Below are 22,740 nucleotides of genomic sequence, written 5' to 3' on the forward strand. Positions count from 1 at the left end.
CGCCCCGCTACTTCGTCGGTGCCGGGATCTCCGGCGGGGAGATCTGCGACGTCTCGATGCCCGAGGCCGTCACCCCCCACTTCTTGAGGATCCGGTCGTACGTCCCGTCCGCCTTCAGGCCGTTCACCGCGGCCTGGAAGGCCGGCGCGAGCGGAGTGCCCTTCTTGAAGGCGAAGCCGACGTCGAGACGGCGGTACTCGTTGAGGAACTTCAGGTTCTTCTGCTGCGTCACCGCGTACCGCACGCCGTTGATCGTGTTCATCACCACGTCGCTGCGGCCCTGCTGGAGCGACATCCAGATCGCCCCCGTCTCGCTGTAGACGTTCACCTCGTACGCCGGCTTCCCGGCCTTCCCGCACCGGTCCTTGTTCTTCTCCAGCGTCCGCTCGAAGGTGGTCCCGGCGTTCACGGCCACCTTCAGACCGCACAGCTGGGTGAGGTCCGTGACCGCCTTCAGGGTGCTGTCGGCGCGCGCGGCGAAGCCCTGCCCGTCGTTGATGTACGTCACGAAGTCGATGGTCTTGCGCCGCTCCTCGGTCACGCCGAAGTTCCCGGTGCCCACGTCGTACTTGCCGCTGCCGAGCGCCGGCAGGATCGCCTCGAAGCCGACCACCTCGCGCTTCAGCTCCAGACCGAGCGCCTTCGTCACCGCGGCGGAGAAGTCGGCGTCCACGCCGACGACGGTCCTGCCGTCGGGCAGGAAGGCGGCGCTGGGCGGATTGCTCACCGAGGCGGCGAAGGTCAGGCTGCCGCGCTGCCGCACGTCGGCGGGGAGCAGCTTCGCCGCCGCCTCGTTCTTCTTCACCGCCGCCACCACGTCCTCGGTCGGGAGCGCGCCCTTCGCGGTGCCCGGCGCTCCCGCCGCCCCGGCCGGGGCGGTCGCGGGCTCGCCGCCCGAGCAGGCGGTGAGGCCGAGCGCGGCGGCGGTGATCAGGGCGAAGGCGAGGGTGGTGCGTGCGGTGCCGGAACTCGTGCGCGTACTCATGGCTTCGGGTTCTCCAGGAATTTCTCGAACGGCAGCGGGCCGATCGATTCGGGATCGGCGGACACGTCGAAGAGCGGGCGGTAGCCGCTCGCCAGGTAGAGGCCCTTGGCCTCGGGCTGGCGGGGCCCCGTCGTCAGGTAGATGCGGGAGTAGCCGCGCGCGGCGGCCTCCCGTTCGAGCACGGTGAGGACACGGCGGGCGAGACCGCGCCTGCGGTGCGCCGAGTGCGTCCAGATCCGCTTCAGCTCGGCGGTGTCCTCGTCGTAGCGGCGGTAGGCGCCGCCCGCGACGGGCCTGCCCTGCTCCAGGAGGAGCAGGAAGGCGCCGTACGGAGGGGCGAACTCCGCCGCCGGATAGCGGTGCAGATCGTGCGCGGACCCGTACCGGGTCGTGTACTCGTACGCCAGCTCGTCGAGGAGCGGGCGGGCCAGGGGGTCGGTGGTCGTGGTCCGGTGCACGGACAACGCGAAGGTCATGAAGGTCCTTCAGGGCGAAGGAGGGAAGGGCGTGACGGGGTGGGGCGAGGGGAGGGGAGAGCTCAGGCGCTCACGTGGGGCCTGGGTGTGAAGGCGCCGCGGACTACAGCACGCGGACGGGGCGAAGCAGAGGGTCGGCTCAACAGGAAGAGGACCACACGCGACCGAAGTCGATGTGGGAGCGCGTGACCAGCTGCTGCGGATGCATGGCCCCAGTGGAACAGGCATCCGGGTCCGCGTCAACCGGGATGAGACGTACGGCTCAGAGTGCGGACACCCTTGACAGCAGGGCGTGTTGACCGCATAGCCTCGAAGGGCGGATCGGGCTGAGGGGCCCGGATCCGTGACTCATCGCGTGTGAAGGCGCACCCCGTGTTCGATCCGCCCTCTGGCATCCACGGAGCCCTCGCATGTCCGCGACCCTCGTCAAGACACCTTCCACGGCCCCGCCGGCCGAACCTCCTCCACGCATCGTCCCGACCCGCCGCGCCGGCCAGTGGACCGCCGCCGTCCTCGTCCTGGTCCTGCTCGCGCTCGCCCTCGTCTCGGTCGTCCGCAACAAGGCCTTCCAGTGGGACGTCGTCGCCGAGTACTTCACCTCCGCGTCCGTCCTGCGCGGCCTCGGCCTCACCCTGTGGCTGACCGCCCTCGTGATGGCCCTCGGCTTCGTCCTCGGCACCCTGCTCGCCGTGCTCAGGCTCTCCGCCAACCCCGTTCTGCGTGCGGTCAGTTGGGGCTACGTCTGGTTCTTCCGGTCCACCCCGATCCTGGTCCAGCTGCTCTTCTGGTTCAACATCGGCGTGCTCTACCCGCAGATCCTCGGCGTGAACACGGTCAACCTCCTCGGCCCCGTCGCCGTCGCCGTCATCGGACTCACCCTGCACGAGGCCGCGTACGCCGCCGAGGTCGTCCGCGGCGGCATCCTCTCCGTCGACCGGGGCCAGATCGAGGCCGCCGAGTCCCTCGGCCTCGGCCGGTGGCGCCGGCTCAGCCGGATCGTGCTGCCGCAGGCCATGCGCGCGATCGTCCCGCCCGCGGGGAACATGCTGATCGGCACCCTCAAGGGCACCTCGATCGTCTCCGTCATCGCCGTGCAGGACCTGCTCTACTCGACCCAGCTCGTCTACCACCGCACGTACGAGATCATCCCGCTGCTGCTGGTCGCCACGCTCTGGTACGTCGCCGTCACCTCGGTCCTCGGCATCGGGCAGCACTACGTCGAGCGGCACTACGCCCGCGGCACGGCCGGTGCCCGATGAGCCCGCGCCGCTCCCTCGTCATCGTGGGCGCCGGGCCGCGGGGGACCGGCTTCCTCGAACGGCTCGCCGCCAACCTGCCCGAGCTGTACGGCGACGAGCCCCTCGACGTCCACCTCGTCGACCCGCACCCGCCCGGCCCCGGCCGGATCTGGCGCACCGCGCAGTCCCCGCTGCTCTGGATGAACTCCCAGGCCGAGGACGTCACGATGTTCACCGACGAGACGGTGGACCTCGAAGGGCCCGTCCGGCCCGGACCCACCCTCGCCGAGTGGGCCGGCATCGACGGCCGCACCTTCCCCACCCGCCCGCAGCAGGGCGCCTATCTGCGCTGGGTGTACGAGCGGGCCCGCGCCGCGCTGCCCGCCAGCGTCACCGTCCACGAGCACCGCACCACCGCCCTGCGGGTCACCGGCCCCCGTGACGGCCGGCAGCGGGTCTGGCTGGACGGCACCGCCGTGCCCCTCCTCGCCGACCTCGTCGTCCTCACCGTCGGCCACCTCGACGCCGAACCGGACCGGGAGCAGCGGGACCTCGCCGGCTTCGCCGCCCGCCACGGCCTCGTCCACCTTCCGCCCGACTTCACCGCCGACGCCGACCTCGCCGCCCTGCCCGCCGGCGAACCCGTCCTCGTCCGGGGCTTCGGCCTCGCCTTCGTCGACCTGATGGTGCTGCTCACCGAGGGCCGCGGCGGCCGGTACGAGGGCGAGGGCGACGAGCTGGTCTACGTCCCCTCCGGCAAGGAGCCGGTGCTGCACGTCGGATCGCGCCGGGGCGTCCCGTACCACTCGAAGATCGGCTACGTCCTCGACGGCGAACGCCCCCCGCTGCCCCGCTTCTTCGGCACCGAGCAGACCGACGCCCTGCTCGGGCGCGCCGGGCCGATCGACTTCGGGCGCGACGTGTGGCCGCTCATCGACAAGGAGCTCGGCTGGGCGCACTACCACCGGCTCTTCTCGGCCCACCCCGAGCGGACCGCCCTCGCCCCGGACGCCTTCGAGCGGGCCTACGCGCAGGCGCCGCCGCGCTCGGCCGAGCTCGCCGCGCTCGTCGCCGCCGCCGTGCCCGACCCCGCCGACCGGCTCGACCTCGACGCCCTCGACCGCCCTCTGGACGGCCTCCGCCACGACTCCGCCGACGCGCTCCAGCACGGCCTGCGGGGCTACATCACCGCGGACCTCGCCCGCCGCCACGACCCCGCCCACAGTCCCGACGCGGCCGTCTTCGCCGGACTGCTCTCCGTCTACGGCCAGCTCCTGCGGCTCGGCAAGCGGCTGGACCCGGGCGGCTGGTGGCACGGCTTCTTCAGCTACCTCGCCTCCGGCCCGCCGGGCCCCCGGCTGCGGCAGCTCCTCGCGCTCTCCCGGGCCGGCGTCGTCCGCTTCCTCGGTCCGGAGGTCACCGTCGAGACCGACGAGGAGCGCGGCGTCTTCCGTGCCGCGTCCACCGCGGTGCCGGGGGAGTGGACCGAGGCCCGCGCCCTCGTCGAGGCCCGGATCCCCGACCCCACCCTGGAGCTCACCGGCAGCCCGCTGCTGCGCGCCCTGTACGAGGAGGGGACCAGGACCACCGGCGGCGGCCTCCTCGTCGTCGACCCCGTCGACGGCCGGATCCTGGAGCGCGACGGGCGACCGCACCCGCGCCGCTTCGCCCTCGGCCCGCACACCACCGCCCGCGCCGGGAGCGCCTTCACCCGGCCCCGTACCGGCGGGGTCGCCTTCGGGCAGAACGACGCCTCCGCGCGGGCCGCCCTGGCCCTCCTGCGCGACCGGGAGTGTCGCCTCCCCGCCCCGCTGAGCGCCTGATCCGCGCCCCTTCTCCGCTCCCGTGCCCCGTTCCCGAGGAACCGCCATGTCTCTCACCAGCGATCCACCCGCCGCCGAGCCCGCGGCCCCCGCCGCCGAGCCCACGGTCCCCGCCGCCGAGCCCGCGGCCCCCGCCGCCGAGCCCGCGGCCCCCACCGCCGAGCCCACGGTCCCCGCCACCGCCGAACCCGACCCGGCGCCCGTTTCCGAGGAAGCCGCCGGTCCCACCGACCCGGCGCCCGCACTGGTGGTCGTCCCGGTGCGCCACCCCTGGCGCTGGGTGGCGGTCGCCGCCACCGCCGTGCTGCTCGTCCAGTTCCTCCACGGCCTCGTCACCAACCCCGGCTGGGAATGGGACGTCTTCGCCGCCTTCTTCACCACCGAGACGATCCTGCGCGCCGTCTGGGTGACCCTCCAGCTCACCTTCTACGGCACCGCGCTGGGCTTCGCGATCGGCATCGTGCTCGCCTTCATGCGGTTGTCCGCCAGCCCGTTCCTGCGGTCGGTCGCCTTCGGCTACATCTGGGCCTTCCGCTCCATCCCGCTCATCGTCCAGCTGCTCTTCTGGTTCAACCTGGCCTACCTCTACAAGGAACTGAGCATCGGCATCCCCTTCGGGCCGAGCTTCCTCTCCTTCGACACGATGGGGCTGGTCGGCGAGATGAGCGCCGCCGTCCTCGGCCTCGCCCTGCACCAGGCCGCCTACGCGGCGGAGATCGTCCGGGGCGGCGTACTGTCCGTGGACGAGGGCCAGTTGGAGGCCGCGGCCTCCCTCGGCATCCCGAAGCTCCGGCAGGTGCGGCGGATCGTGCTCCCGCAGGCGATGCGCTCGATCCTGCCCAACGCCGCCAACGAGATCATCTCGCTCTTCAAGGGCACCTCGATCGTCTCCGTCATGGCGATCGGCGAACTCTTCTACCAGGTCCAGGTCGTCTACGGCCGCAACGGGCGCGTCGTCCCGCTCCTCATGGTCGCCACCGCCTGGTACGTCCTGCTCACCACCGCGCTCTCCGTGGTCCAGCACTACGTCGAACGCCACTACGCGAAGGGGAGCGCCCGATGAGCTCCGTGACCAAGACCGCCGAGCCCGCCGACGGGACGGCCACCGCCACGGCCAAGGTCGAGATCCGCGCCGTCCACAAGCGCTTCGGCGCCCTCCACGTGCTGCGCGGCATCGACCTCGACGTCCGGGCCGGCGAGGTCACCGTCGTCCTCGGTCCCTCGGGCTCCGGCAAGTCGACCCTGCTGCGGACCATCAACCACCTGGAGAAGGTCGACAGCGGCACGGTCGGCGTGGACGGCGTCCTCGTCGGCTACCGCCGCTCGGGGAACAAGCTCTACGAGCTGCGCGAGCGCGAGATCCTCAAGCAGCGCACGCGCATCGGCTTCGTCTTCCAGAACTTCCACCTCTTCCCGCACCTCACCGTCCTCGACAACATCGTCGAGGCCCCCGTCTCGGCCCTGAAGCGTCCCCGCAAGGAGGCCGAGGCCGCGGCCCGGAAGCTGCTCGAACGCGTCGGACTCGCCGACAAGGCGGAGTCGTACCCCAAGCAGCTGTCCGGCGGGCAGCAGCAGCGGGTCGCCATCGCCCGGGCGCTCGCCCTGGAGCCGAGCCTGCTCCTCTTCGACGAGCCGACCTCCGCGCTCGACCCCGAACTCGTCGGCGAGGTCCTCGACGTCATCAAGGACCTGGCCGCGTCCGGCACCACCATGATCGTCGTCACCCACGAGATCGGCTTCGCCCGGGAGGTCGCCGACACGGTGGTCTTCATGGACGAGGGCCGGATCGTCGAGCAGGGCTCCCCGGCCGAGGTGCTGGACAGCCCCCGCCACGAGCGGACCCGCGCCTTCCTCTCCAAGGTCCTCTGACCCGCCGACAGCCCGAACCCACGCCGGCCCGAACCGACACCGGCTCGCACCCACGCCGGCTCGCACCCACACCGGCCCGAACCCACACCGGCCCGAACCGACACCGGCTCGCACCCACGCCGGCTCGCACCCACGCCGGTCCGAACCCGCACCAGCCAGCCCGAACCCACCGAAGGAGCAGTACCGCCATGAAGACCCGTCGCACCGTCCTCACCGCCCTCGCCTCGCTCACCGCCCTCGGCCTCCTCACCGCCTGCGGCGCGGGCGACGCCGCCGTCGGCGAGATCAAGCCCGAGGGGCAGAAGGACACCGGCATCAACGTCGGCCCGGACCAGAACCGCGTCCACACCGCCAAGGTCGACGCGATCGCCGGCAAGCTGCCGGAGGCCGTCCGCAAGAGAGGCACCCTGATCCTGGGCGTCTCCGCGAAGAGCAACCCGCCGCTCGCCTTCCGCGCCACCGACGACAAGACGCTGATCGGCGTCGAGCTCGACCTCGCCACCCTGGTCGCCGACACCCTCGGCCTGAAGCCCGAGTTCAACCCGGTCTCCTGGGAGAACCTCTTCGTCGGCCTGGACAGCGGCAAGTACGACGGCGTCTTCTCCAACGTCACCGTCACCGAGGAGCGCAAGGACAAGTACGACTTCGCGACCTACCGGCTCGACGACCTCGCCTTCGAGGCGAAGAAGGGCTCCGGCTGGACCGTGAAGGGCCCCGAGGACGTGTCGGGCAAGCGGATCGCCGTCGGCAGCGGCACCAACCAGGAGAAGATCCTCGTCGACTGGTCCCGGCAGAACGAGAAGGCCGGCCGCAAGGGCGTCGACATCAAGTACTACGACAACACCACCGACTACTACCTCGCCCTCCAGTCCGGACGGATCGACGGCTACCTCGGCCCCAACCCCACCGTCGCCTACCACGTGGCCACGGCCGGACAGACCGAGGCCGTCGGCAAGTTCTCCGGAGCGGGCGCCGGGCTCCAGGGCAAGATCGCGGCCACCACCAAGAAGGACAGCGGTCTGGTCGCCGCCTACGCGGCCGCCATCGACCACATCGTCGAGAACGGCACCTACGCGCAGGTCCTCAAGCGGTGGGGGCTGACCAGCGAGGCCGTGCAGAAGTCGGAGATCAACCCGCCCGGCCTGCCCCGCACCAAGAACTGACCCGCGCCCCGCCTGCTCCGAGAGAGACCGCATGACCACCAGCACCCCACCGCTCCACCTGGCCGCCGAGCTCGCCCCGGGCTCCGGCCGCGCCGGCCCGGAGCCGGACGCCGCCGCCCGGGCGGTCGCGCTCGCCCGGCTCGCCGAGGCCGCCGCGCTCGACTTCCTCACCCACGACGACTCCTTCGCGGGGCCCGGCCTCGACGCGCTCGCCGTCCTCGCCCGGGTCGCCCCCGAGACCCGCTCCGTCGGCCTGGTGCCGACCGTGACCACCACCCACACCGAGCCCTTCCACGTCCAGGCCGCGGTCGCCACCCTCGACTGGGTGAGCCGGGGCCGGGCGGGCTGGCGGATCGCGGTCTCCCCGTCCGGGGCCGAGGCCCGGCTCGTCGGCCGCCGGCCGGCTCCGCCCACCGCCGAACTCTGGCAGGAGGCGGGCGAGGTCGCCGAGGTCTCCCGGAAGCTCTGGGACAGCTGGGAGGACGACGCCGAGATCCGGGACGTGGCGACCGGCCGGTTCGTCGACCGCCGCAAGCTGCACCACGTCGACTTCCAGGGCGCGACCTTCTCGGTCAAGGGCCCCTCGACCGTGCCCCGGCCCCCGCAGGGCAATCCGGTGACCGTCGTCGACGCCACCCGCCCGGCCGCCCGCGACACCGCGGTCCAGCACGCCGACGTGGCCCTGATCCGGGCCGCCTCGGCCGAGGAGGCCGCCGCCCTCCGCGCGGAACTGCGCCGGGGGGCCGCCGCCCACGGCCGCGACCCCGGGCAGCTGCGCGTGCTGCTCTCGCTGACCGTCGACCTCGACGCGTACGAGGGCGGGCCCGGGGCGCTCGCCGAGCTGATCGCCGGCTGGCACGGCGGCGGCGCGGTCGACGGCTTCCACCTCGTGCCGGCCGTGCCGGAGCGGGACCTGGAGCGGTTCGCCGCGGGGACCGTGCCCCGGTTGCGGGACCGGGGGCTGTTCCGTACGGCCTACCGGGGAGCCACCCTCCGCGACCATCTGGGACTCGCCCGGCCGGTCAGCCAGTACGCCACGACGGGAGCCTCCTCATGAGCCGGGGCCGGAAGCGGATCCACCTCGCCGCGCACTTCCCCGGCGTCAACTCCACGACCGTCTGGGCCGATCCGCGCTCCGGCTCGCAGATCGACTTCTCCTCCTTCGAGCACCTGGCGAGGACCGCGGAGCGCGGGCTCTTCGACTTCTTCTTCCTGGCCGAGGGGCTGCGGCTGCGCGAGCACGCGGGCCGCATCCACGACCTGGACGTCGTCGGACGGCCCGAGTCGATCACCGTCCTGAACGCCCTGGCGGCCGTCACCGAGCGGCTCGGCCTGGCCGCCACGGTGAACGCGACCTTCAACGAGCCGTACGAACTGGCCCGTCGGCTCGCCTCCCTCGACCAGCTCAGCGGCGGCCGGGCCGCCTGGAACGTGGTCACCTCGTCCGACGCCTTCACCGGGGAGAACTTCCGCCGGGGCGGCTATCTGGACCGGGCCGACCGGTACACGCGGGCCGCCGAGTTCCTCGGCACCGTCCGGGAGCTGTGGGACTCCCGGACCCCGGACGGCGGGACGCTGCCCTTCGCGCACAGCGGTCCGCAGTTCCGGATCGAGGGCGAGTTCCCCGTGCCGCGCTCCCCGCAGGGGCAGCCCGTCGTCATCCAGGCCGGGGACTCCGACGAGGGACGGGAGTTCGCGGCCTCGGCCGCCGACGTGATCTTCACCCGGCACTCCACCCTGGAGGCCGGCCGGGCGTTCTACGCCGACGTGAAGGGCCGGGTGGCCCGGTACGGGAGGGACCCCGGGGACCTGAAGATCATGCCGGGGGTGACGTACGTCATCGGCGACACCGACGCCGACGCGCAGGAGCGGGCGGCCGAGATCCGGCGGCAGCAGGTCTCCCCGCAGAACGCGATCCTCGCGCTGGAACAGGTCTGGGGCCGCGACCTGTCCGGCTACGACCCCGACGGCCCGCTGCCGGACGTCGACCCCGACCCGGACTCCACGCTGGTCCAGGGCCGGGTGCGGGTCGCCGACCCGGTCGGGGTGGCGCGCCGCTGGCGGGCGCTGTCGGAGCAGAAGGGGCTCTCCATCCGGCAGACGGTCGTCGAGTCGACGGGCCGGCAGTCCTTCGTGGGCTCCCCGGCGACGGTGGCGGCGGCCCTGGAGGAGTTCACGGCCGAGGAGGCGGCCGACGGCTTCATCCTCGTCCCGCACCTCACCCCCGGCGGCCTCGACGACTTCGTCGACCGGGTCGTCCCGCTGCTCCAGGAGCGGGGCGTGTTCCGTACGGAGTACGAGGGCACCACACTGCGCTCGCACCTCGGGCTTCCCGAGCCCGTGTGGAAGGGTGGAACACCATGAGCACGGATCCACAGCAGGACTGGCGGCGCTGGCACGAGCAGCGCGAGGCCGCGGTCGCCTCGTCGTACGGCCCGCTCTCCCTGACGGGCACCCACTGGCTCGCGGACTTCCCCGGGGGGCGCGTCCCCGGGGTGCCCGGCGAGTGGCGCGAGGACGGCGACGAGGTGGTCCTGACGGCGGTCGCCGAGGACGACGTCACCGTCGACGGCAAGCCCTTCGCCGGCACGGTCCGGCTCACCGCGGACCACGCCCCGATCCACGAGTCCCGGGTGGCGTCGGCGGGCCGGCGTCTTGTGGTGCTGCGGCGCGAAGGGCTGTGGGCGGTACGGGACTTCGACCCCGGCTCGGCGGCGCGGAGCGCCTTCCGGGGCATCGAGGCCACCCCGTACGACGCGGGCTGGGTGGTGCCCGGGGTGTTCCGTCCGTACCCGGAGACGCGCAGCGTGCGGGTGGAGAACGCCGACGGGCGGGAGCGCGGGCTCGGCCTGTCCGGGGAGCTCGTCTTCGAGCTGCACGGCGGCGAGCACGTCCTCCAGGTGGCCGTCGAGGACGACGGCTCCCTGTGGGCGGTCTTCGCCGACGCCACCAGTGGCCGGGACAGCTACCGCTTCCGTTTCCTGCGGCCCGAAGCCCCGGCGGCGGACGGCTCGGTGACGGTCGACCTCAACCGGGCGCTGCTGCCGCCGTGCGCCTTCGCGGACCATTTCATCTGCCCCTTCCCGCCGCCCGGGAACACCCTGGACACGGCGGTGCCGGCCGGTGAGCGGCGGCTGACCGGGGCCTGACCTCCTTCTTCTGTTTCCCTCGTACGGAGCGCGGGCGCCCCCGGCCGGAACGGCCGGGGGCGCCCGCGCGTACGGCGGTCTTGTGCGTCCGCCCGGGGAGGGTCAGTATCACTCACGACGCCTGTCAGGAGCACGTCATCTGACGGTGCCTCACGGGCGACCCGCCCAGGACCCTCCGCTTCCCGGAAGGACGTGAGGAGCACGGCGAGGACCGAGCGCACCGACGGCGTCCCCCGCTGATTCCCCCCACCCGCTGGATCTCCCCCCACAGGAGGAACAAGAAGTGAGGACCACGCGCACCACCCCCACGAAGAAGCTCCGGCTGCTCGCCCTCACGGCCGGTCTCGCCGCCGCCGCCGCGACGCTCGGCGTCCCCACCGCCAGCGCCGATTCCACCCGGACGTTCAGCGCCACGCAGCTCTCCGCCGCGGGCGACGCCGTCCTCGCGGCCGACGTCGCGGGCACCGCCTGGCGCGTCGACACCGCCACCGGCCAGGTCGTCGTCACCGCCGACTCCACCGTCTCCCAGGCCGAGATCGCGAAGATCAGAGACCGGGCCGGCTCCAACGCCGGTGCGCTGCGCATCGAGCGCACCCCCGGCACCTTCAACAAGCTGATCTCCGGCGGCGACGCCATCTACGCGAGCAGCTGGCGCTGCTCGCTCGGCTTCAACGTCAAGGACGGCGCGGGGAACTACTACTTCCTCACCGCCGGCCACTGCACGGACGGCGCGGGCACCTGGTGGTCCAACTCCGCCCACACCACCGTGCTCGGCACCACCGCCGGGTCGAGCTTCCCGAACAACGACTACGGCATCGTCCGGTACACCAACACCTCGGTGACCAAGTCCGGCACGGTCGGCAGCGTCGACATCACCGGCGCCGCCAACGCCACCGTCGGCATGTCCGTCACCCGCCGGGGCTCCACCACCGGCATCCACAGCGGCACGGTGACCGGCCTGAACGCCACCGTGAACTACGGCGGCGGCGACATCGTCTACGGCATGATCCAGACCAACGTCTGCGCCGAGCCCGGCGACTCCGGCGGCCCGCTCTACTCGGGCACCCGGGCGATCGGCCTCACCTCGGGCGGCAGCGGCAACTGCTCCTCGGGCGGGACGACCTTCTTCCAGCCCGTGACCGAGGCGCTCAGCGCCTACGGGGTCAGCGTCTTCTGATCCCGGCGCCGCGGCCAGGGGGAAGGTACCGACCCCCGACCGCGGGCCCTCCGGCCCGCCCGCACAAGGTCCCTCCGGCCGCCGACGGCGGCCGGAGGGACCGCGGCCGTCCAGGACCTTCGCCCCTCCCGCCGAGGTCTTTCCCCGGCCCCGTCCCGCCCTCGCCGGGTGTCGACTGGAAGAGGAAAGACCAGGGACGCGCGAAGGAGCCTGCGATGGACACGACGCAGAGGGTGGACGGACTCGTCGAAAGGGCCCGCGCGGCGCTGGAGCGGTTCGAGACCTTCGACCAGGAGCGGGTCGACCACATCGTCAGGAAGGCCGCGCTCGCCGCGCTGGGCGCGCACGGCGAGCTCGCCCGGCTCGCCGTCGAGGAGACCGGCCGCGGCCTCTTCGAGGACAAGGCCGTGAAGAACCTCTTCGCCTGCGAGCACGTCACCCACTCGATGGCCGGACTGCGGACCGCCGGGGTGATCCGCCACGACGAGCTGAGCGGCGTCACCGAGATCGCCGAACCCGTCGGCGTGATCTGCGCGATGACCCCCGTCACCAACCCGACCTCGACCACGGTCTTCAAGGCGCTGATCGCGCTGAAGACCCGCAACCCGATCGTCTTCGCCTTCCACCCCTCCGCGCAGCGGTGCTCCGCCGAGGCCGCCCGGACCGTCCGCGACGCCGCCGTCGCCGCCGGGGCGCCCGAGGACTGCGTGCAGTGGATCGAGGAGCCCTCCCTGGAGGCCACCGGCCTCCTCATGCGCCACGAGGGGGTCTCCACCATCCTCGCCACCGGCGGGAACGCGATGGTCGAGGCCGCCTACTCGTGCGGCAAGCCCGCCCTCGGCGTCGGCGCCGGCAACGTCCCCGCGTACGTCGCCAGGGACGCGAAGCTCCAGCGCGCGATCCACGACATCGTGCTCTCCAAGGCCTTCGACCACGGCATGATCTGCGCCTCCGAGCAGGCCGTCGTCCTCGACGCCGAGGTGTACGAGGAGGGCATCGCCGAGTTCGAGCGGCTCGGCGCCCACGTCGTCACCGCCGCCGAGAAGACCAAGCTGGAGGAGTACGTCTTCGGCACCACGGCCCACGCCACCGACTGCGCCGGCGCCCGGCTCAACGCGGCCGTCGTCGGCAGGTCGCCGGTCTGGATCGCCGAGCAGGCCGGCTTCGAGGTCCCGGAGGGCACCTCGGTCCTCCTCGCCGAGTGCGCCGAGGTGGGCGAGGCCGAGCCGCTCACCCGGGAGAAGCTCTCCCCGATCCTCGCGGTCCTCAGGGCCGGCTCCACCGAGGAGGGCCTCGACCTCTCCGCCCGCATGGTCGCCTTCCACGGCCTCGGCCACAGCGCCGCCGTCCACACCGAGGACGAGGCCCTCGTCGAGGAGTTCGGCCGGCGGGTCAAGGCGATCCGGGTCATCGTCAACGCTCCCTCCACCTTCGGCGGCATCGGCGACGTCTACAACGCCTTCCTCCCCTCGCTGACCCTCGGCTGCGGCTCGTACGGACGCAACTCCGTCGCGGGCAACGTCACCGCGGTCGACCTGCTCAACATCAAGCGGATCGGACGCCGCACCACCAACACGCAGTGGTACAAGGTGCCGCCGAAGATCTACTTCGAGCGGGGCGCCCTCCGGTACCTCGGCGAGATGGAGGGCCCGGAGCGGGTCACGGTCGTCACCGACCGGACGATGAGCGACCTCGGCTTCGTGCGGAAGGTCACCGACCTCCTGAACGGCCGCCCGGAACCCGTCACCGTCCAGGTCATCGACTCCGTCGAGCCCAACCCGGAGCTCGCCACCGTCCGCGCCGGCGCGGACGCCATGCGGGACTTCCGGCCCGACACGATCATCGCGCTCGGCGGCGGCTCCCCGATGGACGCGGCGAAGATCATGTGGCTGATGTACGAGCGGCCCGAGGTCGAGTTCGCGGACACCAAGGAGAAGTTCTTCGACATCCGCAAGCGCGCCTACCGCTTCCCGAAGCTCGGCGAGAAGGCGAAGCTGGTCGCGATCCCGACCACCTCGGGCACCGGCAGCGAGGTCACCCCCTTCGCCGTGATCTCCGACCCCGAGGCCGCGCGGAAGTACCCGCTCGCCGACTACGCGCTCACCCCGGACGTCGCCATCGTCGACCCGGTGCTCCCGCTGCACCTGCCGCCGACGGTCACCGCCGACTCCGGCTTCGACGCCCTGACCCACGCCACCGAGGCGTACGTCTCGGCCTATGCCAACGACTTCACCGACGGCCAGTGCCTCCAGGCGATCCGGCTGGTCTTCGAGAACCTGGAGACCTGCGTGACGGAAGGCGCGAAGGCCCCCGAGGCCCGGGAGCGGATGCACAACGCGTCCACCATCGCCGGCATGGCCTTCGCCAACGCCTTCCTCGGCCTGGTCCACGCCATGGCCCACACCCTCGGCAACACCTTCCACGTCGCCCACGGCCGCACCAACGCCCTGCTCCTCCCGCACGTGATCCGGCACAACGGCACCGTCACCCACAAGGCCGTGCCGTGGCCGAAGGCCGAGGTCTACCGGGCCCCGGAGCGCTACCAGGAGATCGCCCGGACGCTCGGCCTTCCGGCCGCGACCCCGCAGGAGGGCGTGGAGTCGTACGCCCGCGCGGTCGAGGAGCTGCGCACCCGCTGCGGCATCCCGGCCTCCTTCCGGGAGGAGGGCGTCGACGAGGCGGCCTTCCTGGCGGCCCTGCCGCAGCAGGCGATGAACGCCTACGCCGACCAGTGCGCGCCCGCCAACCCGCGCATGCCGATGATCGACGAGATGAAGGAGCTGATGACCCGCGCCTACTACGGCGCGTAGCCCCCGGCACGCCGAAGGCCCCCGCCGCCGCGGGGGCCTTCGGCGTGCCGTCAGGCCGGGGTCCCGCCCACCTCGGCGGCGATCGGCTCCGCCTCCGGCTTCCGCCGCAGCGAGGACATCACCAGGGTGACGGCGGCGCCGACGACCGCCCAGACCGAGAGGACCACCATCGAGACGGTCATGTCGTTGCCCTTGAAGTAGGCGATCGAGCGTGCGGCCCAGGTGCCCGCGCCCGGTGGCAGGTACGGACCGATCGCCCGCCAGAACGGCGGCAGCATCGGGAGCGGGAAGGCGCCGCCCGCGCTGGGGTTGCCCGCGATCACGATGAGCAGGATCGCCAGGCCGATGCCGACGATCCCGAAGACGGACTGGAGGGCCAGGGTCACGGCGCCCACGGCGAAGATCACCAGGGTGCCCAGGCCCCACAGGGCCGCGACGCTGCCGGGCAGCGCGCCGAGGATCGGGCCGACGATGACCGCGCCGCCGAGACCGCCGAGGACCGCGTAGAGCGCCAGGACCCCGAGGCGGATGATCGCGCGCTCCCGGTTGGCGGGCCGGGAGCCCGCGCTGATCGCCAGGATCGCGGCGCAGATGTAGCCGCCGACGCACCAGCCGATGACCAGGTAGAAGGCGGAGAGCCCGTTGAAGTCCTCGGAGGAGGACGGGGCCACGTCGACGGTCCGCACCAGCCGCTGGTTCGCCGCCTCCAGCCTCGTGACCATCGCCTCCAGGGTCGCGGCGAGCACCTTCCCGCCGCCGGAGGCGACGAGCAGGGTGTCGGTGCGGCCCCGCGGGTCGACGATCAGGGCGCCGTCGATCTCCCGGTCCATGATCTGGTTCCGCGCCTGCGCCTCGTCCGCGACCACGCGCGGGTCGAGGGGGTCGCCGGGCAACTCCTCCAGCCGGTCCGCCAGGGCGGTGGCGACCTGCTGCTGAGCGGCGACCGCGCCGAAGGGGACGTCCGTGGGCTTCGGGTCGTGCAGGGCCCCGACGTACGAGGTGATGAACAGGAGCTGGAGGGCGAAGACGCCGACGACCAGCAGGAAGGCTCGGGGGGTGACGGCGCTCTTCAGTTCGTCGACGAAGCTCATGCCCCCCAGGCTCCGGGGCGGAGGACGTTTCCGCAGGTGGGACGGGTCTGAACGAGTTATCGCACGGATGTTCGAAAGTGGGTTAAGGTGGGAGCGAGGGGGTGGGAACGTATGTACGAATTCGATGCGGAAGGGCGGGAGGCGCGCCGGGCATGCCAGGTTTCACGCATCTGCACACCGCCTCGGGCTACTCCCTGCGCTACGGAGCCTCCCACCCCGAGGCCCTCGCCGCCCGCGCCGCCGAGCGGGGCATGGACGCCCTCGCCCTGACCGACCGCGACACCCTCTCCGGCGCCGTCCGCTTCGCCAAGGCGTGCGAGAAGGAGGGCGTCCGCCCGCTCTTCGGCGTGGACCTCGCCTACGAGGCCGCCCTCCCCGCGCACGACCCCGCCGACCGGGGATCCGCCCGCCGGGTGCCCGTCCGGGGCGGCGCCTTCGTCGACGAGTCCGCACCCCGGGCCCTCTTCCTCGCCCGCTCCCGCACCGGCTGGGCCACCCTCTGCGCGATGGTCACCGCCGCCCACGCCGGGGGAGCGGACCGCCCCCTGCTGCCCGCGACCGCCCTGACCGGCGACGGGGTGCACGTCCTGCTCGGCCCCGCCTCCGACGTCGGCCGCGCCCTCGCCGCAGGCCGCCCCGACCGGGCCGCCCGGCTGCTCGCCCCCTGGCGCGAGTGGTACGGCGACGCGCTGTGCCTGGAGGCCGTCCACCACGGGCGCACCGGCACCGGGCCAGGCTCCCTGCGGCTCGCCGCCCGTACCGTCGGCTTCGCCGCCGAGCAGGGCGTCCGGCCGGTCCTCGGCAACGCCGTCCGGTACGCCGACCCCGGCCAGGGCCCCGTCGCCGACGTCCTCGACTCCGCCCGCCGCCTCGTCCCCGTCGACCCGCGCAAGGAGCTCGACAGCGGAGAGGCCTGGCTCAAGGGCGCCGAAGGGCCCGACGGCATGCTGGCCGCCGCCGAGCGGACCGTCGAGGCCGCGGGCTTCCGCCGGGACGCCGCCCACCGGCTGCTCGACCGGACCGCGGAGGTCGCCGCAGGGTGCCTGGTCGACCCCGAGGACGACCTCGGCATCGGCTCGGCGCACTTCCCGGAGCCGCACCTCGTCGGTGCCGAGCACCGCACCGCCCAGCGCGTCCTCGCCTCACGGGCCGCCGCCGGCATGGTCCTGAAGGGGTACGAGAGGCGGCGCGGCTACTGGGACCGGATGCACCGCGAGCTGGACGTCATCGCCCACCACGGCTTCGCCACCTACTTCCTGACGGTCGCCCAGGTCGTCGACGACGTCCGGTCCATGGGGATCCGGGTCGCCGCGCGCGGCTCCGGCGCCGGCTCCCTGGTCAACCACCTCCTGGGCATCGCGCACGCCGACCCGGTCGAGCACGGCCTGCTGATGGAACGGTTCCTCTCCAAGCGCCGCACCGCCCTGCCCGACATCGACATCGACGTGGAGTCCGCCCGTCGCCTGGAGGTCTACCGGGCGATCATCGACCGCTTCGGCACCGAACGGGTCGCCACCGTCTCCATGCCCGAGACCTACCGGGTCCGCCACGCGGTGCGGGACGTGGGCGCCGCCCTCTCCCTGGACCCCGCCGAGACCGACCGGATCGCCAAGGCCTTCCCCCACATCCGCGCCAGGGACGCGCTCGCCGCCCTGGACGAACTGCCCGAGCTGCGCGAACTCGCGGGCGAGCGGCAGAAGTTCGGCCGCCTCTGGGAGCTCGTCGAGGCACTCGACGCGCTCCCGCGCGGCATCGCCATGCACCCCTGCGGCGTCCTGCTCTCGGACGCCTCGCTGCTCACCCGCACCCCCGTGGTCCCCACCAGCGGCGAGGGGTTCCCGATGTCCCAGTTCGACAAGGAGGACGTGGAGGACCTCGGACTGCTCAAGCTCGACGTCCTCGGCGTGCGCATGCAGTCCGCCATGGCCCACGCCGTCACCGAGGTCGAGCGGGCCACCGGCACCCGGCCCGACATCGACGCGGTCCCGGAGGGCGACCCCGAGACGTACCGGCTGATCCGCTCCACCGAGACCCTCGGCTGCTTCCAGATCGAGTCGCCCGGCCAGCGCGACCTGGTCGGCCGGCTCCAGCCCGCGACCTTCCACGACCTCGTCGTCGACATCTCGCTCTTCCGGCCGGGCCCGGTCGCCGCCGACATGGTCCGGCCCTTCATCGAGGCCCGGCACGGCCGCGCCCCCGTCCGCTACCCGCACCCCGACCTGGAGGGCACCCTGAAGGAGACGTACGGCGTGGTCGTCTTCCACGAGCAGATCATCGAGATCGTACGGATCATGACGGGCTGCGACCGGGCCGAGGCCGACCAGGTCCGGCGCGGGCTCTCCGACCCCGGGTCGCAGGCCCGGATCAGGATCTGGTTCACCGCGCGGGCCTCGGCCCGGGGGTACGCCGACGAGGTCGTCGCCCGCACCTGGGAGATCGTCGAGGCCTTCGGCTCGTACGGCTTCTGCAAGGCGCACGCGGTGGCCTTCGCCGTGCCGACCTACCAGTCGGCCTGGCTCAAGGCCCACCACCCGGCCGCCTTCTACGCGGGACTGCTCACCCACGACCCCGGCATGTACCCCAAGCGGCTGCTGCTCGCGGACGCCCGGCGGCGCGGGGTGCCGGTGCTGCCGCTCGACGTGAACCGCTCGGCGGTCGCCCATCGCATCGAACTGGTGTCCGAAGAGCCTCCGCTCTGGGGCCTCCGGCTCGGCCTCGCCGACGTCCACGGCATCGCCGAGACCGAGAGCGCCCGCATCGCGGCCGGACAGCCCTACGCCTCCCTCCTCGACTTCTGGGAGCGAGCCCGCCCGCGCACCCCCGTCGCCGAACGGCTCGCCCAGGTCGGCGCCCTCGACGCCTTCGGCGCCAACCGCCGTGACCTGCTGCTCCACCTCACCGAACTCCGCCGCGTCCACCGGGGAGCCGCCTCCCACGGAGGCCAGCTGCCGCTCGCCCAGGGCGGCAGGACCGCCCCCGTCGGCCTGCCCGACCTCGACGAGACCGAACGCCTCAGCGCCGAACTCGGCATCCTCGGCATGGACGCCTCCCGCCACCTCATGAGCGACCACCACGCCTTCCTCCGCGAACTCGGCGTCGTCTCCGCCCAGCGGCTGCGCTCCGCCGCCCACGGACAGACCGTCCTCGTCGCGGGCGCCAAGGCCGCCACCCAGACCCCGCCCATCCGCTCCGGGAAACGCGTCATCTTCAGCACCCTCGACGACGGCACCGGCCTCGTCGACCTCGCCTTCTTCGACGACGCCCACGAGCGCTGCGCCCACACGGTCTTCCACTCCTGGCTGCTCCTCGTCCGCGGCGTGGTGCAGCGGCGCGGCCCGCGCAGCCTCAGCGTCGTCGGCTCCGCCGCCTGGAACCTCGCCGAACTCGTCGAACTGCGGGCCTCCGGAGGCCTGGACGCGGTGGGGGAGCGGCTCGCCGAGACCGCGCCCGCCGCGGAGCGCGCCGACAACGGCCGGCGCATCACGATGTCCACCGGCTACGAGATGAACCCCTGGGCCGACCTCCGGCCGGCCGGGGAAGGCACCGCGACGCCGTCGCGGAAGCTGTGGCACAGCAGCCCCGGGAGCGCCGGATGATCCTCTGCGTACGGTTCCGCCTGGAGCCGGCCGACGAAGCGGCCCTGCCCCGGCTGGTCGACCTGCTCCGCGAGTTCACCCCCGTCGTCGAGGCGGCCCCGCCCCGCGAGGCGCTCGCCGACGTGCGCGGCGCGCTGCGCTACTTCGGCCGGACCCCCGCCGAACTCGCCTCGGTCGTCCGGGTCCGCGCGCTCGCCCTGTACGGCGTCGACTGCGTCATCGGCGCCGGTCCCAACCCGATGCTGGCCCGGCTCGCGGCCCGCGAGGCCCGGCCCGGCGCCACCCTGGTCGTCGAGGACCCGGCGGCCTTCCTGCGCGACCGGCCGGTCGCCGCCCTCGACGGGGTCGGCCGCGCCACCGCCCGTACCCTCTGCGGCTACGGACTCGACTCCGCAGGCCGCGTCGCCGACGCGCCGCTCGCCGTGCTCCAGCGGCTCGTCGGCGCGAAGGCCGGCCGTGAACTGTGGGAGAGGGCACGGGGCGTCGACCGCACCCCCGTCGTCCCGAACGCGGCCTCCCGGTCGATCGCCGCCGAGCGCGCCTTCCCGCACGACGAGACCGACCGGACCGCGCAGCGCAGGGCCCTCCTCTCGCTCGCCGAAGAGCTCGGCGCCCGGCTGCGGACCGAGGCCCAGGTCTGCCGGGGACTCGCCCTCACCGTGCGGTACGCCGACCGCAGCACCACCACCCGGAGCCGCGCCCTGCCCGAACCGACCGCCCACTCGGCGGCGCTCACCGCCCTCGCGTACGCCGTCCACGACTCCCTCGGCCTCCAGCGGGCCCGGGTCCGGGGCATCGCGCTGCGCGCCGAGGGCCTGCGGGACGCCGAGGGGGCCGCGCACCAGCTGTCCCTGGACCCGGCGGACGAGAAGACCCGGCGGATCGAGGCGGTGGCCGACCGGGCACGGGCGAGGTTCGGCCCGAGGGCGATCCTCCCCGGCTCACTCGCGGCCTGATCACGCCCCGCTGACGACACGTCGCCTGATCGCGCTCCTCTGACGACGCATCGCCTGATCGCGCTCCTCTGACGATGCATCGCCTGATCACGCCCCTCCGACGAAGCATCGCCTGATCGCGCCTCTCTGACGACACATCACTTTTTACCGACGCGTAACTTCCCAGCCGAGGCTACCCGTGCGTAATTTGGCTGGAGAGCATCCCCACTTGTGGTCCGGACCGCAGGGCACAGCACCCCCACCTTCCCCTTGAGCCGCAAGGAGATCGCCCGATGCTGTCCGCGAAGACCTGGAAGCGCACGGTCAGAGCCCTGTCCGTCCTGCTCCTGACCGCCGCCGCCACCCTCGCCCCCACCGCCGCCGCGCAGGCCGCCGCCCCCAGCCGGGGCTGGAACGACTTCTCCTGCAAGCCGTCCGCCGCGCACCCGCGCCCCGTCGTCCTCGTCCACGGCACCTTCGGGAACTCCGTCGACAACTGGCTGGCCCTCGCCCCCTATCTGGTCAACCGGGGCTACTGCGTCTTCTCGCTCGACTACGGCCAGCTGCCGGGCGTGCCCCTCTTCAACGGGCTCGGTCCCATCGCCGCGTCCGCCGGACAGCTCGACACCTACGTCGACCGGGTCCTGGCCGCCACCGGCGCCCCCGAGGCCGACCTCGTCGGACACTCGCAGGGCGGCATGATGCCCCGCTGGTACCTCAAGTTCCTCGGCGGGGCCGAGAAGGTGAACACGCTCGTCGGCATCGCCCCCGACAACCACGGCACCACCCTGCTCGGCCTCACCAAGCTCCTGCCGTACTTCCCCGGAGCCGAGGACCTCATCAGCTCCACGACCCCGGGCCTCGCCGACCAGATCGCCGGCTCGGCCTTCATCACCAAGCTCAACGAGGGCGGCGACACCGTGCCCGGCGTCCGCTACCACGTCATCGCGAGCAAGTACGACGAGGTCGTCACCCCGTACCGCTCCCAGTTCCTCAGCGGCCCGAACGTCACCAACGTCCTGATCCAGGACAAGTGCGCGCTCGACCTCTCCGAGCACGTGGCGATCGGCACGGTGGACCGGGTCACCTTCCACGAGGTGGCCAACGCCCTCGACCCGGCCCACGCGACCCCGACGACCTGCGTCTCGGTGGTCGGCTAGCCGCGGGTCCGGCGCCGCCGGGCCGTCGAGAACAGCAGCGCCGCACCCAGCGCGAGCCCGGCGGCGCCGCCCATCGCGACGAACGGCGTGGCGGAGTCGCCGCCCGTCTCCGCCAGCTCGACACCGGAACCCTCACCGGCGGCGGGGGCGGGCGCGTTCGCCGCCGGAGTGCCGGCCGCGTGCGTGCCGGCCGCCGGAGCGGTGGGCGCGGCGCCGCCGCCCGTCGTCCCGTGCCCGCCGTGACCGCCGTGCTGGACCGTGGACTTGTCCGCGCCGTCCTCGATCTGCTGCTCGGTGGGCGCGGAGGCGGTCGGGGCGGGCGTGGCCGCGGACGGGGCGGCCGTGGCCGGGGCCGTACCGCCGTTGTCCTTCCCGAACACCACGTCCGAGCAGGTGTAGAACGCCTCGGGGGAGTCGGAGCGCTGCCAGATCGAGTAGATGAGGTGGCGGCCCGACTTCTTCGGCACGGTCCCCTGGAACACGTAGTCGCCGTTCTGCATCCCCGGGTCGGTCACCGTCAGGAACGGCTTCGCCTCCAGGTCCGACCACTTCAGCGGCTTCGACGGGTCGTACCCGTCCTTCGTCACGTACAGCTCGAACGAGCCCTTGTGCGGAGCGGTCCCCTTGTACCGGAAGGTGTGCGCCCCGGACGACATGGCGCTCGCCGGCCAGTCGGCCCGCGCGAGGTCGAGACCCCGGTACTTGTCGTTCCCGGCGCTGCACAGCTTGCCGTCCGGGATCAGCTGCCGGTGCTGCCCGGCCGCGTTGGCGATGTTCACCGCGTTCCAGTCGTAGAACGCCTGCGCCCCGCTCGACGCCACGGCCGCCTTGCAGGCCGCCGACTTCGGAGCCTCGGGCCCCTCCGCGTAACAGGCCGCGACCCGGCTCACGGGATCGGTCATCGACCCGTGCGCGAACGCACCGGGCGCGACGGCCAGACCGGACAGGACCAGAGCGGCGGTGACGGCGGTCGTTGCCGTACGGCGAGAGGTCATGGGGGGGACAACTCCTTCACGAGGGTGTGTGGGGGGTTGCCGAGCAAACTAGCCCCGGAAGAAGCACCGGTCGGGGCGTTTAGGGCGGCGTTAAGGCGCAGGTAAGAGGCCCCTCAGGAACAGCTACCCCAGCCGCCGGTAGCGCCGTTCCGGGCGGCCCGTTCCGCTGTGGCGGAGGGTGACCTCCGCGCGGCCCGTCTCCGCGAAGTACTCCGGATAGCGGCGGGCGCTCACCCGGGACAGAGAGTCCGCCTCCGCGCACTCCTGGCCGCG

The 22,740-nt window shown here is 73.1% G+C and carries 17 protein-coding genes and 1 pseudogene; 13 read left to right on the plus strand and 5 right to left on the minus strand.

Features of this window, described 5'->3' with window-relative positions:
- Window positions 1–7: 7 nt before the first annotated feature.
- A complete protein-coding gene (locus ACFYXU_RS31895; RefSeq protein WP_376516353.1) occupies window positions 8–985 on the minus strand; it encodes an ABC transporter substrate-binding protein in 978 nt (325 codons plus the stop codon).
- Complete coding sequence (locus ACFYXU_RS31900) at window positions 982–1,461, minus strand: GNAT family N-acetyltransferase (RefSeq protein WP_329855725.1); 480 nt, start codon at window positions 1,459–1,461, stop codon at window positions 982–984. The genes ACFYXU_RS31895 and ACFYXU_RS31900 overlap by 4 nt, the downstream gene beginning before the upstream one ends.
- Before the next feature lie 410 nt (window positions 1,462–1,871).
- Between ACFYXU_RS31900 and ACFYXU_RS31905 the strand changes: the two genes are divergently transcribed.
- From ACFYXU_RS31905 to adhE, 10 genes are all read left to right on the plus strand, one after another.
- Window positions 1,872–2,720, plus strand: coding sequence for an amino acid ABC transporter permease (locus ACFYXU_RS31905; protein WP_376516355.1), 849 nt, complete (start codon window positions 1,872–1,874; stop codon window positions 2,718–2,720).
- A complete protein-coding gene (locus ACFYXU_RS31910; protein WP_376516358.1) occupies window positions 2,717–4,522 on the plus strand; it encodes an FAD/NAD(P)-binding protein in 1,806 nt (601 codons plus the stop codon). The genes ACFYXU_RS31905 and ACFYXU_RS31910 overlap by 4 nt, the downstream gene beginning before the upstream one ends.
- Before the next feature lie 46 nt (window positions 4,523–4,568).
- Window positions 4,569–5,585 (plus strand): amino acid ABC transporter permease, encoded by a 1,017-nt coding sequence (locus ACFYXU_RS31915; RefSeq protein WP_389461168.1) that lies wholly within the window; start codon window positions 4,569–4,571, stop codon window positions 5,583–5,585.
- Window positions 5,582–6,391 carry an amino acid ABC transporter ATP-binding protein gene (locus ACFYXU_RS31920; protein ID WP_329855729.1) on the plus strand — a complete coding sequence of 270 codons (810 nt, stop codon included), beginning with the start codon at window positions 5,582–5,584 and terminating at the stop codon, window positions 6,389–6,391. The genes ACFYXU_RS31915 and ACFYXU_RS31920 overlap by 4 nt, the downstream gene beginning before the upstream one ends.
- Before the next feature lie 188 nt (window positions 6,392–6,579).
- Window positions 6,580–7,554, plus strand: a complete 975-nt coding sequence (locus ACFYXU_RS31925; RefSeq protein WP_376516362.1) for an ABC transporter substrate-binding protein — start codon at window positions 6,580–6,582, stop codon at window positions 7,552–7,554.
- A 31-nt stretch (window positions 7,555–7,585) separates the two neighbouring features.
- Window positions 7,586–8,611 (plus strand): LLM class flavin-dependent oxidoreductase, encoded by a 1,026-nt coding sequence (locus tag ACFYXU_RS31930; protein WP_376516364.1) that lies wholly within the window; start codon window positions 7,586–7,588, stop codon window positions 8,609–8,611.
- The gene (locus ACFYXU_RS31935) at window positions 8,608–9,918 is read left to right on the plus strand and encodes an NtaA/DmoA family FMN-dependent monooxygenase (protein ID WP_389408609.1); all 1,311 of its coding nucleotides are present in this window, start codon (window positions 8,608–8,610) and stop codon (window positions 9,916–9,918) included. The genes ACFYXU_RS31930 and ACFYXU_RS31935 overlap by 4 nt, the downstream gene beginning before the upstream one ends.
- The gene (locus ACFYXU_RS31940) at window positions 9,915–10,703 is read left to right on the plus strand and encodes a DUF1684 domain-containing protein (RefSeq protein WP_389408610.1); all 789 of its coding nucleotides are present in this window, start codon (window positions 9,915–9,917) and stop codon (window positions 10,701–10,703) included. Before ACFYXU_RS31935 ends, ACFYXU_RS31940 begins: the two co-directional genes overlap by 4 nt.
- A 283-nt stretch (window positions 10,704–10,986) precedes the next feature.
- Window positions 10,987–11,880 (plus strand): S1 family peptidase, encoded by an 894-nt coding sequence (locus ACFYXU_RS31945; protein WP_376517739.1) that lies wholly within the window; start codon window positions 10,987–10,989, stop codon window positions 11,878–11,880.
- Between the two features lie 215 nt (window positions 11,881–12,095).
- Window positions 12,096–14,690, plus strand: a complete 2,595-nt coding sequence (gene adhE, locus ACFYXU_RS31950; RefSeq protein ID WP_389408611.1) for a bifunctional acetaldehyde-CoA/alcohol dehydrogenase — start codon at window positions 12,096–12,098, stop codon at window positions 14,688–14,690.
- A 50-nt stretch (window positions 14,691–14,740) separates the two neighbouring features.
- Here the strand turns inward: adhE and ACFYXU_RS31955 are convergent, their stop codons facing one another.
- Complete coding sequence (locus ACFYXU_RS31955) at window positions 14,741–15,781, minus strand: DUF3533 domain-containing protein (protein ID WP_389408612.1); 1,041 nt, start codon at window positions 15,779–15,781, stop codon at window positions 14,741–14,743.
- 152 nt (window positions 15,782–15,933) lie between these two features.
- Between ACFYXU_RS31955 and ACFYXU_RS31960 the strand changes: the two genes are divergently transcribed.
- The 3 genes from ACFYXU_RS31960 to ACFYXU_RS31970 all read left to right on the plus strand — a co-directional run bounded on the left by ACFYXU_RS31960 (window position 15,934) and on the right by ACFYXU_RS31970 (window position 21,472).
- Window positions 15,934–19,377 (plus strand): DNA polymerase III subunit alpha, encoded by a 3,444-nt coding sequence (locus ACFYXU_RS31960; RefSeq protein WP_389408613.1) that lies wholly within the window; start codon window positions 15,934–15,936, stop codon window positions 19,375–19,377.
- Window positions 19,374–20,333, plus strand: a complete 960-nt coding sequence (locus ACFYXU_RS31965; RefSeq protein WP_389408753.1) for a hypothetical protein — start codon at window positions 19,374–19,376, stop codon at window positions 20,331–20,333. Before ACFYXU_RS31960 ends, ACFYXU_RS31965 begins: the two co-directional genes overlap by 4 nt.
- A 272-nt stretch (window positions 20,334–20,605) precedes the next feature.
- Window positions 20,606–21,472: an esterase/lipase family protein gene (locus ACFYXU_RS31970; RefSeq protein WP_376510973.1), complete on the plus strand. Its 867-nt coding sequence runs from the start codon at window positions 20,606–20,608 to the stop codon at window positions 21,470–21,472.
- Here ACFYXU_RS31970 and ACFYXU_RS31975 read toward each other — a convergent pair.
- Together ACFYXU_RS31975 and ACFYXU_RS31980 are read right to left on the minus strand one after the other, a co-directional pair.
- A complete protein-coding gene (locus ACFYXU_RS31975; RefSeq protein WP_389408614.1) occupies window positions 21,469–22,467 on the minus strand; it encodes a lytic polysaccharide monooxygenase in 999 nt (332 codons plus the stop codon). The genes ACFYXU_RS31970 and ACFYXU_RS31975 overlap by 4 nt on opposite strands.
- 123 nt (window positions 22,468–22,590) lie before the next feature.
- A pseudogene (locus tag ACFYXU_RS31980) lies at window positions 22,591–22,734 on the minus strand (two-component system response regulator); the annotation flags it as partial.
- Between the last annotated feature and the right edge of the window lie 6 nt (window positions 22,735–22,740).

Source organism: Streptomyces sp. NPDC002232 (assembly GCF_042890295.1).
GTDB lineage: Bacteria > Actinomycetota > Actinomycetes > Streptomycetales > Streptomycetaceae > Streptomyces.